At 34.2% G+C, this 16,027-nt stretch carries 14 protein-coding genes; 7 read left to right on the top strand and 7 right to left on the bottom strand.

From position 1 onward, the window contains the following. Positions 1–45 precede the first annotated feature (45 nt). The 3 genes from def to mazG all read left to right on the top strand — a co-directional run bounded on the left by def (position 46) and on the right by mazG (position 1,946). Complete coding sequence (gene def, locus F6P99_RS12450; protein ID WP_152287820.1) at positions 46–633, top strand: peptide deformylase; 588 nt, start codon at positions 46–48, stop codon at positions 631–633. 18 nt (positions 634–651) lie between these two features. Next, the gene (locus tag F6P99_RS12445) at positions 652–1,071 is read left to right on the top strand and encodes a DUF5606 family protein (protein WP_152287819.1); all 420 of its coding nucleotides are present in this window, start codon (positions 652–654) and stop codon (positions 1,069–1,071) included. Positions 1,072–1,166: 95 nt separating this feature from the next. Continuing rightward, the gene (gene mazG / locus F6P99_RS12440) at positions 1,167–1,946 is read left to right on the top strand and encodes a nucleoside triphosphate pyrophosphohydrolase (RefSeq protein ID WP_152287818.1); all 780 of its coding nucleotides are present in this window, start codon (positions 1,167–1,169) and stop codon (positions 1,944–1,946) included. Positions 1,947–2,027: 81 nt separating this feature from the next. Here the strand turns inward: mazG and F6P99_RS12435 are convergent, their stop codons facing one another. From F6P99_RS12435 to F6P99_RS12420, 4 genes are read right to left on the bottom strand one after another with little or no spacing between them, the layout of a single operon-like run. Further along, on the bottom strand, positions 2,028–2,807 hold the full coding sequence (locus tag F6P99_RS12435) for a (Fe-S)-binding protein (RefSeq protein ID WP_152287817.1): 780 nt from the start codon (positions 2,805–2,807) through the stop codon (positions 2,028–2,030). A 41-nt stretch (positions 2,808–2,848) separates the two neighbouring features. Continuing rightward, positions 2,849–4,162 (bottom strand): (Fe-S)-binding protein, encoded by a 1,314-nt coding sequence (locus F6P99_RS12430; protein ID WP_152287816.1) that lies wholly within the window; start codon positions 4,160–4,162, stop codon positions 2,849–2,851. Between the two features lie 21 nt (positions 4,163–4,183). Beyond that, entirely contained in the window at positions 4,184–5,152 is a 969-nt protein-coding gene (locus F6P99_RS12425) for an MlaD family protein (RefSeq protein ID WP_152287815.1), read from the bottom strand. A 54-nt stretch (positions 5,153–5,206) separates the two neighbouring features. Next, positions 5,207–6,238, bottom strand: coding sequence for an N-acetylmuramoyl-L-alanine amidase family protein (locus F6P99_RS12420; protein ID WP_226913076.1), 1,032 nt, complete (start codon positions 6,236–6,238; stop codon positions 5,207–5,209). A 166-nt stretch (positions 6,239–6,404) separates the two neighbouring features. Between F6P99_RS12420 and F6P99_RS12415 the strand changes: the two genes are divergently transcribed. The 4 genes from F6P99_RS12415 to F6P99_RS12400 all read left to right on the top strand — a co-directional run bounded on the left by F6P99_RS12415 (position 6,405) and on the right by F6P99_RS12400 (position 13,260). Continuing rightward, the gene (locus F6P99_RS12415; RefSeq protein WP_152287813.1) at positions 6,405–9,092 is read left to right on the top strand and encodes a putative LPS assembly protein LptD; all 2,688 of its coding nucleotides are present in this window, start codon (positions 6,405–6,407) and stop codon (positions 9,090–9,092) included. Positions 9,093–9,123: 31 nt separating this feature from the next. Continuing rightward, a complete protein-coding gene (gene serB, locus F6P99_RS12410; protein ID WP_152287812.1) occupies positions 9,124–10,350 on the top strand; it encodes a phosphoserine phosphatase SerB in 1,227 nt (408 codons plus the stop codon). Positions 10,351–10,599: 249 nt separating this feature from the next. After that, on the top strand, positions 10,600–10,983 hold the full coding sequence (locus tag F6P99_RS12405; RefSeq protein ID WP_152287811.1) for a Rid family detoxifying hydrolase: 384 nt from the start codon (positions 10,600–10,602) through the stop codon (positions 10,981–10,983). Positions 10,984–10,989: 6 nt separating this feature from the next. Then, entirely contained in the window at positions 10,990–13,260 is a 2,271-nt protein-coding gene (locus F6P99_RS12400) for a transglycosylase domain-containing protein (RefSeq protein ID WP_152287810.1), read from the top strand. A gap of 20 nt (positions 13,261–13,280) precedes the next feature. Here F6P99_RS12400 and F6P99_RS12395 read toward each other — a convergent pair whose 3' ends face one another. The 3 genes from F6P99_RS12395 to pfkA all read right to left on the bottom strand — a co-directional run bounded on the left by F6P99_RS12395 (position 13,281) and on the right by pfkA (position 15,791). After that, positions 13,281–13,646, bottom strand: a complete 366-nt coding sequence (locus F6P99_RS12395; RefSeq protein WP_152287809.1) for a methylglyoxal synthase — start codon at positions 13,644–13,646, stop codon at positions 13,281–13,283. A gap of 125 nt (positions 13,647–13,771) precedes the next feature. Beyond that, positions 13,772–14,770: a type I glyceraldehyde-3-phosphate dehydrogenase gene (gene gap / locus F6P99_RS12390; RefSeq protein ID WP_152287808.1), complete on the bottom strand. Its 999-nt coding sequence runs from the start codon at positions 14,768–14,770 to the stop codon at positions 13,772–13,774. Between the two features lie 34 nt (positions 14,771–14,804). Continuing rightward, entirely contained in the window at positions 14,805–15,791 is a 987-nt protein-coding gene (gene pfkA, locus F6P99_RS12385) for a 6-phosphofructokinase (RefSeq protein ID WP_152287807.1), read from the bottom strand. Positions 15,792–16,027: the final 236 nt, after the last annotated feature.

The raw sequence follows: 16,027 nt of genomic DNA, 5'->3' as shown, positions 1-16,027 counted from the left end.
GCTTATATTTTGTACTTTTGCAGCCTAAATTAAAAAGATCTACAGATGATTTTACCAATTGTTGCCTATGGCGATCCTGTATTAAGAAAAGTAGGGAAAGATATTGATGCTGAATATTCTGAATTAGAAAAGCTTATTAGCAATATGTGGGAAACCATGGAAAACGCACATGGAGTTGGCTTGGCTGCTCCTCAAATTGGCCGTGCAATTCGACTTTTCGTGATCGATGCGTCTCCGTTTGCAGAAGATGAAGAATTATCAGAAGAAGACAGAACTGCTTTAAAAGATTTCAGACATGTATTTATCAATGCAAAAATAATTGAAGAGACTGGTGATGAATGGGCTTTTAGTGAAGGTTGTTTAAGTATTCCTGATATTCGTGAAGATGTATTTAGAAAAGAAACTGTAAAAATTGAATATTTAAATGAAAGCTTTGAGAAACAAACTATGGAATTAAAAGGTTTGGCTGCTAGAGTTTTTCAACACGAATACGACCACATAGAGGGAGTTCTTTTTACAGACAAACTTTCTTCTTTGAAAAAAAGACTATTAAAGAAAAAATTAGAAAACATATCAAAAGGAAAAGTAAATTCTGAATATAGAATGCGTTTTCCAAATGCTAAAAGAAAATAAAAATTTAAAATATTTAAAATGGGATTATCTAAAACTATCGCTATTTCTGGAAAACCAGGATTATTTAATATCATTTCACAGTCTAAAGGAGGCTTTGTAGTTCAATCTTTAGTAGATCAAAAAAAATCTCCTATCACGAACAGCCATAATGTGAGTGTATTGAATGATATTGCCATCTACACCTATGAAGAAGAAGTACCTTTAAGAGAAGTATTCTTATCAATGCATGAAAAAGAAGCTGGTAAAACAACCGAAATTAGCCATAAGGCTGACAATGCAACATTATTAAACTATTTCAGTGAAGTACTTCCAAATTTTGATGAAGAACGTGTGTATGCATCGAATATCAAAAAAGTGATTCAATGGTACAACATCTTAGTAAATGCAGAATTTGACTTTGCTACAATCAAAGAATCAGAAGAAACCGAAGAAGCATAATTTCTTCCGTTAAAATAAAAAAAGCTGATGTTTATACATCGGCTTTTTTTAGGTTTAATCTCAATTGTATTTTCTATTTTTATAAAAATTTCAACATGACGAATAGAGAGAAACAACTTGCATCCTTCAACAAATTATTAGACGTAATGGATGAACTTCGCGAAAAGTGCCCATGGGATAAAAAACAAACTTTTGAAACCTTACGTCACTTGACTATTGAAGAAACCTATGAGCTGGCAGATGCAATCTTAGAAGACGACAAAGAAGAAATAAAAAAAGAATTAGGTGACTTATTACTGCATATCGTTTTTTACGCTAAAATCGGTTCAGAAACAAATTCTTTTGACTTAGGCAGTATTTCTGACACCATTGTTGAAAAACTTATCCATAGGCATCCGCATATCTATGGTGATGTTAAAGTTACCGATGAAGAAGAAGTGAAAAAGAATTGGGAAAAACTCAAATTAAAGGAAGGGAAAACTTCTGTTCTAGAAGGAGTGCCTAAATCTTTACCCGCCTTGGTAAAAGCCAACCGTATTCAAGATAAAGTTGCTGGTGTTGGTTTTGATTGGGAAGAACCACATCAAGTTTGGGAAAAAGTGCAAGAAGAATTAGGTGAGTTAAACGAAGAGGTAAAAAATGGAAACGTAGATAAAATTGAGGCAGAATTTGGTGATGTATTATTTTCTATGATCAATTATGCACGATTTATAAACGTAAACCCAGAGAATGCTTTAGAGCGTACGAATAAAAAATTCACAAAACGATTTCAGTTTTTAGAATCTGCAGCTCAGAAGAAAAACAAAAAACTATCTGATATGTCACTTGAAGAGATGGATGTTTTTTGGGACGAAGCAAAAAAGTATTTCAAATAAAAAAAGTACACCGAGCATATCGAAGTGTACTTTTTATAAATCAGTTACTATAGTGTAATATGCCTTTGTTCTTAAGAAACCTTATAAATCTTGAGCGTTAGCAATCATTTCTGCAATATCCATTACCTCAATTTCTGTTTCTTTTTCTTTGTTTTTGACACCATCCGTCATCATAGTATTACAAAACGGACAACCGGTTGCAATTATTTCTGGTTTTACTTTGATAGCATCTTCTGTACGTAAAACATTGACTTCTTTATCTCCTTTTTCAGCATCCTTAAACATTTGAGCGCCTCCTGCTCCACAACACAATCCATTCACTTTGCAACGTTTCATTTCTACCAATTCAACGTCTAGTTTACGAATCAATTCTCTTGGTGCCTCGTAAACATCATTGGCCCTACCTAAATAACACGGATCGTGAAATGTAATTTTCTTTCCTTTAAATTGCCCACCTTCAATCGTCATTTTTCCAGTATCTAACAAATCTTTCAATAACTGAGTATGGTGCACAACCTCATAGTTCCCTCCTAATTCTGGATATTCATTTTTTATCGTATTGAAGCAATGAGGACAAGCAGTAACTATTTTCTTCACCTCATAAGCATTCAGCACCTCAATATTTGCCATCGCTTGCATCTGAAACAAGAACTCATTTCCAGAACGCTTCGCTGGATCTCCTGTACAACTTTCTTCAGCTCCTAAAACAGCAAAATCGATATTTGCATTGTTCAAAATCTTAACAAAAGCTTTGGTGATTTTTTTTGCTCTATCATCAAAACTCCCTGCGCATCCAACCCAAAACAACACTTCTGGTTGTTTTCCTTGTGTCATCATTTCAGCCATTGTAGGTACGTTCATACTTCTATATTTTTAAGAGTTTCCTCTATTATTTTTATTTATTAAGCTTCGTCTTTCCAATTCAAACGATCCATTTGATTGTACGGCCATGGAGCTCCATTATTTTCAATATTACTCATCATCGAATTCAACTCTTGAGGCGCAGCAGACTGCTCCATCACCAAATACTGACGCATGTCCATAATTATGGACAAAGGATCAATATTGACAGGACATTCTTCTACACAAGCATTACAACTTGTACAAGCCCAAATTTCTTCTTGCGTAATGTATCCTTCACCCAACAATTGTTTTCCATCATCAACAAAACTCCCTTTATTAAAATCAATGTTTTTCCCCACTTCTTCCAATCGATCACGAGTTTTCATCATGATTGCACGTGGTGATAATTCTTTACCAGTTTGATTTGCAGGGCAAACAGAAGTACATCTACCGCACTCTGTACAAGTATAAGCATTCATCAATTGCACCCAGTTCAAATCAGTAACATCACTAGCTCCAAATTTTTCAGGTTCCCCTTCAGGCTCTTCAGGCATTGCGTAAGGATCAGCGTTTGGATCCATCATGGTTTGTACTTCTTTCGTTACCGTTGGATTGTTCGGAAACTTTCCTTTAGAATTCAAATTTGCATAAAACGTATTCGGGAATGCCAACAGCACATGCAAATGCTTCGAATAGTATAAATAATTCAAAAACACGAAAATTCCACAAATATGAATCCACCAAGCAGTTCGCTCAACAAAATGGACACTTTCAGTTGAGAGTGAATTAAAAAATGGTGCTAAAAACTGACTAATCGGATTTCCTATGTTGATTTCTTGAAAATGAACATCCGATGCATTCATGATTAAAAACAACGACATCAACACCATTTCAAAGTACAAAATATTGTTTCCATCATTTTTGGGCCAACTCGTCATTTCTTTATTCCAAAAACGTTTGATTTTTATAATGTTTCTTCGAATCCAAAAAACTACGACAGACACAAAAACCAAAAATGCTAATACTTCAAATGTTCCAATTAAAAAACCATAGACGTTATCACCTAACAATGGCAAGAACAAACGATGCGTACCTAAAACCCCATCTAAAAGTATTTCTAACACTTCTATATTGATGATAATAAACCCAACATAAACAATGATATGTAAAAAACCAGATACAGGTCTCCTAACCATTTTTGATTGTCCTAATGCAATACGAAACATATTCGCCCATCTTTCTTTTGATCTGTCATTCCGATCAATATCTTTTCCTAGAAAAATATTTCGTTTTAATTTTTTTACATTTTTCACAAAAAAACCAATACTAGCTACTGCAAGTAAAGTAAAAATTATATTAGGTAAGTATTCCATAATTAAAGATAAGGAATTTGTTTATTTCTCTGCTGGAATCGAGTCATTCTCAACGTATTCTTTCTGTTTTTTACCAAACATAGAAAAATGCACATAGCGTTTCGGGTTTAGTTTAAGATCTTCTAAAAGTTCTCCTAATTCTCCAGTTGCTTTCTCTAAGTTATCATACACTGCTGGGTCATTTACAAATTTCCCTATAGTACCGTCTCCATTGTTAATGGTGGTTGTTATCGCTTCTAAATTTGCCATCGTAGAATCGATCTTAGCCATCAATTCTCCTAAGTTTGCATTTGCCAGGGTATCCGAAATAGCCGAAAAATTCTGAGAAACATTTTCAACGTTCTTCATAGAATTGTTAAGCGTTTTTCTGTTTTCTATCACCATCATCTCAGAGTTCAAAATCATTCTTTCTAGATTCCTCATCGCTCCATCAAGACTAGCTATTGAGTTTTTAATATGTCCTTGAGTCTCCTTATCTAATACATGATTGACATTCACCAAAAGTGAATCTGCACTTGTTATTACACTTTCTAGTTTCGACTGTAATGGATTTAATTTTTCACCAACCGACGAAAATATATCAGATTCAATTTCTCCCTTCAAAAAATCTCCTGAAACTGCAGGCTCACTATCATAAGAAGGTACAATTGCCAACGACTTACCTCCCATCAAACTTGCGCTATATACTTTAGCAATACTTTCCTTACCAAAATCAAACTTTTTCTCTATGCTAAACTTCACAATCAAATCCCCTCTCCTTTCTGGGTCCGGATCAAAAGAAATATCAATCACTTTTCCAATGGCAAAACCATTAACAGTAACAGCACTAGAAGTGCTCAAGCCTTGTACATTTTGATATCTTGTATAATACGTATCTGAATTTCCATCGAAGATATTGTGTCCTTTTAAGTAATTAAACCCCCAAATAAAAACCGCAACAACTACGATTACTACAATACCTGTTTTAAACTCTCTATTAATCTTAATCATATATTTAAATATAAAACAAAATTACTAATTAAATCTGTCTGTAAAAATTAAATACTACTTAATTGCGTCTGCTAAAGAAATTCTTTCATTGCCAACAAACGCCGCAATAAATGAAGATTTGTACCCTGCTTTCTTAGCCTTTTTTAATAGTGATTTCGCTTCATCATAACTTTCTGTATTCCCAAGATAATATTTGTAATAACTACCAACTGGTACACGTTCTATATTCTTTAGTCCTTTGAAATTATAACTTGCAGTACTAATTTTTGTTTTTCCGGAAGCTATTTGAATTTTGAAATAAGGTTTTTCTTCATGTGATTTTGAAATATTATTCGTCGATACAGGCAATGTAGCGACCTCTGAAACTGTGTTCAAACGGATACCATCTATATAATTCAACATGGCTCCAGATATAGCAGAAGCCATTTCTGATTTCCCCTTTTTTGAATAGAGATAGGCCCCTTCTTTTTTATTGGTTAAAAAACCTGTTTCTATCAATATACTTGGCATGTAAGTTTGATGCAACACAACAAACCCTGCTTGTTTTACACCTCTATCGGTTCGCTTTAACTTCGATTTAAAATACTTCTGAATCGAACTTGCCAATAAAATACTTTCATCGAGATTTTCTTCTTGTTCTAAAGTAAGTCCAATCATCGACTCAGGAGAATTTGGATTAAAACCTTTGTATTTTTCCTGATAGTTTTCCTCTAGCAAAATCACTTCATTTTCTGCTTTTGCTACCTCAAAATTTCTTTTATTCGCATGCAATCCTAGAACCCAAGTCTCTGATCCTGATGCTTGCGAATTGTGTGCGTTGCAATGCACCGAAACAAACAAATCTGCATCCGCTCGATTTGCAATTCTACCGCGCTCCCATAAATCGATAAAAACATCTTTCTTTCGAGTATAAATCACTTCAATATTCCTACCTTTTTCTAAGATTTTTCCAACGCGTAAAACAATATCTAAAGCTATGTCTTTTTCTTTGTATTTCTTGTAACCAACTTTACCCGGATCTTTTCCGCCATGTCCCGCATCTAACACCACTGTAAAGATTTTTTCTTGCCCCGAAATTGCAGGCAAAAAACAAATAGTTTGAAAAAAAATTAACAAAAAAACAATTTGTTTGATTTTATGGTTAATTTTAGAAGAATGTAACAAGTTCATCAATATTTTTTAATTAATTTTGGCAACTTATGAAGTTGCTCAAAAAAGCAAGACTAATAGCACAAAAATAGCATATAAAGCATTGCGAACAAATATAAAATACATACTTTTATTACTGGGGTTTATCTTCATAGCAACCACGCAAAGCTACGCTCAAACCAAAGAAGAAATTCAAGAAGAAGCGAACCAAAAACTTAGTCTTAACGATAGCATCCCTCCTCCTGAAAATTTAATTGCAAACGACAGTATCCAACAAGATAGTCTGGCTCCTCAAGAAGAACAGAAAGGTGCTGTTGACGCTATTATTGACCACACTGCTGACGATTACATTATTGAAGATGTGGTAAACAAAAAAGTTTCTCTTTACAATAATGCCGAAATAACTTACAAAGATGTAAACATCAAGGCAGGTGACATCAAAATTGACTATAAAACAAATACGGTAACTGCAAAAGGTATCAAAGACAGTGTCGGCGAATACACGCAAGTTCCTGTTTTCAATCAAGGCGGCGAAGAATCAGAACAAGACTCCATTGTTTTTAATTTCAAAACTGACAAAGCTTTAGTGTATGGTTTGAAAACTGAACAAGACGGAATCTACACGCTTGGACAAAAAATGAAAAGATTAAATGACTCTACCATTTATGTTCGAAAAATTCGATTTACAACATCAGACAAAGCAAACCCAGATTATTATCTACAAACGAGCAAGGCAAAAATAGTTCCAGGAAAAAAAATTATTGTAGGGTTTACACACCTTGTTGTGGCAGATGTACCAACACCGGTATTTTTACCATTTGCATACTTGCCTTTAACCACAACAAAAACATCAGGAATCGTAGTACCTACCTACGGACAGTCAGTTAGTCAAGGATTCTTTTTTCAGAATGGAGGATATTATTTTGCTGGAAATGACTTTTTTGATTTGACAGTTTTAGGAGATTTATACTCGAACGGTAGTTGGGGAGTAAACCTAGCATCATCTTACAAAAAAAGGTACAAATATTCTGGTAATATGAGTTTTAGGTATGAAAATCTAATCTATAGTGTTCAAGGTTTTGATGACTATAGTAAAAGTCAAAATTACAACATCAGATGGTCTCACACGCAAGATTCTAAAGCGAACCCTAACTCAAAACTTTCTGCATCTGTAAATTTAGGTAGTAGTAAATACTACAGTCAATCTTTGAATGAATACAACAATTCAAACGCTTTGACCAACACGCTTAGTTCATCTGTTTCATACTACAGAAAAATAGTTGGTACTCCGTTTAATTTTTCTGTATCTGCTTCTCATTCTCAAAACACAAATACAGAAGAAATCACCATGACTTTGCCTTCGTTGCAATTCAACATGGATCGTATTTTCCCATTTGCTCCGAAGTCGGGTACTCAGAAAAATGCCTTTCAAAAAATCGGGTTGAATTATGCTTTGAAAGGAGACAACCGAATGGTTGTGAAAGAAGAAGATTTTTTTACACCAAAAATGTTTGACGAAGCGAAAGCAGGTATACAACAAGATGTTTCAGCGAGTACCAACATGAAAATGTTAAAGTATTTTACACTTTCTCCTTCTGCTAATTATAAAGAAGTCTGGTATTTTAAATCAATCGAAAAAACATACGATCCTGACGAGCAAGTTGCTGTAACAGATACAATAGATGGTTTTGCTTCCTTTAGAGAATATTCTGCTGGAGCCTCCTTATCAACAAACATTTATGGTATGTTCAAATTCAAAGGAAAGAAACTAGAAGCCATTCGCCATACTGTTCGTCCTTCAATTTCATACAACTACAGACCAGACTTTGGGTATTATTATGAAGAAGTGCAACAAAGTGGAGATCCATTGGACAAAATCGAATACACTCCTTTTGAAGGAGGTGTATATGGGCAACCTTCGAAAGGAATGTCTCAAACAGTTGGAATGTCTTTGAATAATAATTTTGAAGCCAAAGTAAGAGATGACGAAGCTACCGGTGATGAAGAATTTAAAAAGATAACTATATTGAATAATTTAAATTTCTCAACTAGTTATAACATCGCTGCTGATAGTTTGAAATGGAGTCCTGTGAATGTAACCGCAGGAACTCAAATTTTCAACAATAAGCTAAGTATAAATGGTGGAGCATCACTTGATCCTTATGCTATCAATGCAAACGGACAACGATATGACACCTATAACATAAACAATGGAGGAAGCTTGTTTCGTTTGACTAGAGCGAATATTACTATGAGTTATTCTTTGTCTAATAAGGACTTCGATAAAGATGAAAAGAAGAAAGACAAGGATAAAGACAAAGACGAGAACGAAATACTAAATGAACAAAACACAGATTTGTTTGGACAAAGTATGACGAATGACCAGTTCAACAACGGTAATAATCCTGATGACGAAAACTCCAGAAAAGACGAAAAAGTTGTACTGTACAAAAATAGTATACCTTGGTCGCTTCGACTATCTTATTCAAGCACCTATTCAAATAGCAACCGAGAAAGCGAGATAACAAACAACAGTTTAATGTTTACTGGTGATGTAGAACTAACTCCAAAATGGAAAGTAGGAGTTTCATCCGGTTACGATTTTGTAAATGCTGGCTTCACCTATACACAACTTAGATTTTCACGAGATCTAGACAGTTGGAAAGTTAACTTCAACTGGGTTCCTTTTGGAGACAGAACATCTTATTATTTTTATATTGGTGTAAAATCACCTATGTTAAGCGATTTAAAATACGAAAAAAGAAGTGCACCAGATCAACGTCTCTTCTAACAATAAAAGAACTATCATAAACTCAAATGACATGTCAAAAGAAATCATTTTATTAAACATCTCAGGTCAAGACAAACCTGGTCTTACGGCTAGTTTAACAGGAGTACTAGCAGCATACGGTGCAAAAGTACTAGATATCGGACAAGCAAACATTCACGACACACTATCACTTGGAATTTTGTTTGAAATCAAAGCAAACTCAAGCTCTGCTCCTGTATTAAAAGATTTACTTTTTAAAGCATACGAATTGGGCATCACAGCGAAATTCAAGCCTATTACTTTAGAAAAGTATGAAAATTGGGTATCTACTCAAGGTAAAAACAGATATATAGTAACCATATTAGGAGAAAAATTAGCTGCTGAACAAATTTCTGCGGTGACAAATGTGATTTCTGATATCAACCTGAATATCGACTCTATAAAAAGACTAACAGGTAGAACTTCATTGGTTAAAAACGATCCGTACCCTCGAGCTTCAATTCAACTTTCAATTCGAGGAGAAATAAAAGACAAAGAATCGGTAACTTCTAAATTCATGCAAATATCTAGAGACTTAGATGTTGACATTGCCTTTCAAGAAGACAATATTTATAGAAGAAACAGAAGGCTCGTTTGCTTCGACATGGATTCTACCTTGATTCAAACAGAAGTGATTGATGAATTGGCAGAATTAGCTGGTGTTGGTACTCAGGTAAAAGCCATTACTGAATCTGCTATGCAGGGTGAAATTGATTTTAATGAAAGTTTCAAAAAACGCATGGCATTGTTAGAGGGCCTAAGTGAAGAAGTTTTACAAGAAGTAGCTAAAAACTTACCTATAACAAAAGGAGCGCATCGCTTGATCAACACATTAAAAAGCTATGGGTTTAAGACGGCAATCTTATCTGGTGGATTTACGTACTTTGGTCATTATCTTCAGAAAGAACTAGGAATAGACTATGTGTATGCCAACCAACTTGAAATTAAAGACGGTGCCTTGACAGGAGGGTACTTAGGCGAAATTGTTGATGGTAACAAAAAAGCAGAATACCTAAAGCAAATTGCAGCACAAGAAGGCATCAATATCAGTCAAACAATTGCCGTTGGTGATGGGGCTAATGACTTACCGATGTTGAATTTAGCCGGTTTAGGAATTGCTTTCCATGCAAAACCAAAAGTAAAAGACAATGCGCAAAGCTCAATATCTAGTATTGGTCTGGATGGAGTACTATACTTACTAGGTTACCACGATAGACATATTGACCTAATTGAAGAATAAACTAAAAGGGTAGTTACATAACTACCCTTTTTAATTATAAAAAAGAAACGAAAAAGTTTTTTTATTCGTTCTAGTAATATGATTGTAAGAATAGAAAACCTAACTCAAAAAAACCTCAAATCTATAAATACAACTACAACGATCAGATGTGAAATTCTGAGCATCTTTTTGATCACCGTTCTCATTTTGAAATCTTAGAAATCAAAAGGAAATAATTTTTACATTTATTATTTTTGAAAAAACTCACATATGAAAAAAATTATCAACACCGAAAATGCTCCGGCACCTTTAGGTCCCTACAATCAAGCTGTGTTAATTGAAGGTAAAACTTTATATATCTCTGGACAAATTGCCATCAACCCAACGAATGGAGCGTTTGTTTTAGATTCAATAGAAGCAGAAACAACACAGGTAATGCATAATCTAGAAGCCATTCTACAAGCTGCTGACATGACTTTTGATAATGTAATAAAATCATCGATATTTATTAGTGACATGGATAATTTTGGAAACATAAATAAAATCTATGGAAATTATTTCAATGAAGATACAGCTCCTGCAAGAGAAACGGTAGAAGTCGCAAAACTTCCCAAAAATGTAAACGTTGAAATTTCAATGATCGCCTATAAATAAGCCTCGATGCGAAAAAAAATCATCATCTTCTTTTTAAAACTAGCACTGTTATTGTCAGTATTACTTGCTGTATTCATCGGTACCGTATTGGTTGGTGGATTCGGCCCCATACCGAGTTCTAAAGAATTATCTGATATCAAACAAGCTCAAGCAAGCATTGTTTATAGTGCTGATGATGAAATATTAGGAAAATATTATTTGACCAATCGCACACAAATCACTTTTGACAAAATTCCGAAACATTTAATCAATGCTTTAATTGCAACTGAAGATGTTCGTTTTTACGAGCACGATGGAATTGATAAAATAGCAATGCTTCGAGTATTGGTAAAATCAATAATACTAAGAAACAGCTCTGCTGGAGGAGGAAGTACTATTTCGCAACAACTCGCGAAAAATTTATTCCACAGAAAAAATTTTTCATATTTATCGATGCCTGTAAACAAGACAAAAGAAGCCATACTTGCGAATCGATTAGAAACTATATACAGTAAAAACGATATTCTTGAATTGTATCTAAACACAGTTCCATTCGGAGAAGGAGTTTATGGAATTGAATCAGCAGCTCAAAGATATTTTTCCAAAACTACGCAACGTTTATCATTAGAAGAAAGTGCTGTTTTGATAGGAATGCTAAAAGCCAATTCTTATTACAACCCTAGAAAACATCCTGAACACGCCAAACGAAGAAGGAATGTTGTACTCTCTCAAATGGAAAAAGCTGGTTTTATTAGTTTGAATGAAAAAACGAAAGCTAGTAAAACACCATTAACGACGAATTATAAAAACCTATTGCAACAAAACCCTAATGGTTACTTTTTACATCAAGTTAAAAATGAAGCAAAAACGATTCTTAAAAACCATTTAAAAGAGGATGGTAAACAATGGGATTTAGAACAAGATGGATTGATTATTTCCACGACACTAATTTCTGAATTGCAAAACACGGCATTAGCATCTCGAAAAAAACACTTAATGCAACTTCAAAAGAAAATGGACAATCATTGGAATTATTTGAAGCGCAAAAAAATAATCAAAAGAATCGTTGAAAAAGAATGGGAAAACACGAAAGATTATAGGATCTACAAAAAACTAAAACTCAGCAACAACGCTATTATAGATTCTGCAAAAAAGAAAGAAAAGAAATTCATCTTTGATTGGCAAAACTCGACACAGAATTTTTCAAAAATAGATTCAATTCATCACTACTTGAAAATGATAAGTGCTGCAGTATATGGTGTTGATGTACATACAGGTGCCGTGCAAATTTATATAGGAGGAAATAATTATCAATATTTGCCATACAACCTTATTACAAGTGAAAGGCAATCCGCTTCAACCTTTAAGCCATTTGTCTATGCAGCAGCTTTGGAAAACGGACAACATCCTTGTGATTGGATCAACAATGAATTTAAAGTATATGAAGAGTATGATAGTTGGCAACCAGAAAATTATGATCACTCAGAAGGTGGTTATTATTCTATGCCAGGTGCATTGGCAAAAAGTATGAACATCCCTACTATAGAAACCTATTTCGAGGTGGGACATAAAAAAATGCAAGAAACTGTGGATGCACTTGGACTTTCAAAAACCCTGCGAAATGTTCCTTCTACAGCCTTAGGCTCAACCACTTATTCTCTTAAAGAGTTGGTACATGCATACATTCCATTTGCTACAAGAAATAATAGTATAGCCCCCTATATGATCCGTTCTATAAAAACAGCAACCGGAACGATCATTTATGAACACAAACCACAATCCATCGAACCAAACGACATTAGTAACTCTACCTTAGAAACAATGCAATATTTACTAAAAGGAGTTGTTGATAATGGAACGGCAAACAAACTAAAAACGGTATACAAAGCAAAAGGAGATTGGGCTGGTAAGACTGGTACTTCTCAAGAATATAGTGATTCTTGGTTTATCGGATTCAATCAAAATATGATTATTGGTAGCTGGGTAGGTTGCAAATACCCAAGTATAAGTTTAGGCTCTGGTATTGGAGGTGGCTCAGTAGCAGCATTACCTATCGTAGGTGGTATTCTTGCTCACAAATATAAAGAACAAGAACTCAGCAAAACCCTTTCTGCTGGTTTTCCAGAATTCAATGAAGCTATCGTAGAAGCTTGTAATTGTGACTACTATAGAGAAGAAAACACTGTTGAAAAATTCTTTGATTTTTTCGATAAAAACAAAACAAAAAAGGATTCAACGACTCAAGAAAAAAAGAAGAAAAAAGGAAATTTCTTCAGCCGTTTATTCGGGAGAAATTAACTTTTTTCTATCAATTAATATTACCCTAAAGCCTCCATCAATAGAGCAGCAGTTGCTGGGTTTGTTGCTAATGGCACATTATGCACATCGCACAAACGCATCAACATTAATACATCTGGCTCATGCGGATGTTTTTCAAGAGGATCTCTAAAAAACAACACCATCGACACTTTTCCTTCGGCTACTCTACCTGCGATTTGTGCATCTCCACCCATAGGACCTGAAAGGTACTTTGTAACAGATAATCCAGAGTTTTCTGCATGTCCACCAGTAGTACCTGTAGATATCAATTCAATATTATTTTTTAGTATCAACTCTTTGTGTTTTGACAAAAACTGAACCATTTCGGCTTTTTTCCCATCATGTGCAATTATTGCAATTTCCATATCTATATCTTATAAATTTTAATGCAAAATAAGCATTTCTACCCAAGTATATTACTAATTAGAAAGCAAAAAAAATCTCGGTTTTTAAAACCGAGATTTTAATATAATAAAAAAAATTGTGCCTCTTACAAAGTAGCAGCGTACTCAATTAAGTCAACAATTTTAGTAGAGTATCCGATTTCGTTATCGTACCAAGAAACAACTTTCACAAAGTTATCTGTCAATGCGATACCAGCATTAGCATCAAATACAGAAGTACGAGTTTCTCCAACAAAATCTTGAGAAACTACTAAATCTTCAGTATATCCTAATACACCAGCCATTTCGTTTTCAGAAGCCGACTTCATAGCTGCACAAATCTCAGCATAAGTAGCTGGTTTTTCTAATTTTACAGTTAAATCAACAACAGAAACATCCATAGTTGGTACACGAAAAGCCATACCAGTTAATTTTCCATTCAAAGAAGGAATTACTTTACCTACTGCTTTTGCAGCACCAGTAGAAGAAGGTATAATGTTATGGATCGCAGAACGTCCACCTCTCCAGTCTTTCATAGAAGGACCATCAACAGTTTTTTGAGTTGCTGTAGCAGCATGAACCGTAGTCATTAAACCTTCAGCGATTCCCCAGTTATCGTTTAATACTTTTGCGATAGGAGACAAACAGTTAGTTGTACAAGAAGCGTTAGAGAAAATTTTCTCATCTGCTTTCAAGTCAGTATTGTTTACACCCATTACAAACATTGGAGTATCATCTTTAGATGGAGCAGATAAAACTACTTTTTTAGCTCCAGCTTCTAAGTGACCACCTGCAGTTTCTTTAGTTAAAAAGAATCCAGTAGATTCGATAATGTACTCAGCTCCAATTTCATCCCATTTTAAGTCAGCAGGATTACGCTCAGCAGTAATTCTAATTTCGTTACCGTTAACGATTAATTTCCCATCTGCTACCTCAACAGTACCTTGAAAAGGACCGTGTACTGAATCATACTTCAACATGTATGCTAAATAATCAACATCTAACAAATCGTTGATTCCAACTACTTGTACATTTTCTCTTGCTACTGCAGATCTAAAAGCAAATCTTCCGATTCTTCCAAATCCATTAATTCCTATTTTAATCATTTTTCTAAATTTAATTTATTCTTACTATTTTTATTTATACAGTCATGATATCAGAAACTCTTAAAAGTTCTTCATCAATTGCGTGGTTTTCCTTCACTGCTTTTTCTAATGGCGTGTATTTGATTTCATTGTTTACAAAACCAACCATTAAATTAGAAGATCCAGACAATAACAACTCTACAGCTGCTACTCCAAATCTACTTGCCAAAACTCTATCAAAACAACTTGGTGCTCCTCCTCTTTGCATGTGTCCTAAAACAGATACTCGGATATCGTATTCAGGTAAATTTTCTTCAGCATATTCTGCCAATTCAAAAATATTTTTCCCTGTTTTCTCTCCTTCAGCCACTACCACAATACTCGAAGTTTTTCCAGATTCTTTGCTTTTAATCAGAGACTCAAGCATTTTTTCTAATCCAATATTTTCTTCTGGAATTAAAATCTCCTCTGCTCCTGCTCCAACACCTGCGTTTAAAGCAATAAATCCTGCATCTCTACCCATCACTTCAACAAAAAACAATCTGTTGTGAGAAGAAGCGGTATCTCTAATTTTATCAATAGCTTCTACAACAGTATTTAATGCTGTGTCATATCCTAATGTAAATTGAGTTCCGTAGATGTCATTATCGATTGTACAAGGAATTCCTATAATTGGGAAATTATGTTCTTGATTAAAGATCATACCTCCTGTAAAAGTACCATCTCCTCCAATAATCACTAATCCTTCAATACCTTTGGCAACTAAATTTTCATAAGCTTTTGCTCTTCCCTCTGGAGTCATAAACTCCATAGATCTTGCAGATTGCAACATCGTACCACCTTTGTTGATGATATTGTTTACACTTCTTGCATTTAAACTCACAAAATTTCCTTCTATCATCCCTTGGTATCCTTGATAGATACCAACACATTCTACTTTGTGATAAGCACATGTTCTTACTACTGATCTAATTGCTGCATTCATCCCTGGAGAATCTCCTCCTGAGGTCATGACTGCTATCTTTTTTAACTGTATATTCATCTTTCTAAAATATTGTAGTAAAATTACTATTATTATTAGGTCGTAATACTTATTTAGACAGTTTTATACGAAAACGTTTTCGGCTAAAACACATGTTTTTTACTGTAAAACCCCCTAGATTTTTTGTTAATTTTACAGAAGTACTAAAATAAGATTTTATTCTTACAAAGCGATATTTTATTTTTGAAACTCACTAATAATTAACTTATTAATAACAAAAAAAGACTAAAAACCCC

The sequence above is a fragment of the Flavicella marina genome (assembly GCF_009193215.1).
Taxonomy (GTDB): Bacteria; Bacteroidota; Bacteroidia; order Flavobacteriales; family Flavobacteriaceae; genus Flavicella; species Flavicella marina.
This window is presented reverse-complemented; position numbering and strand designations above follow the sequence as displayed.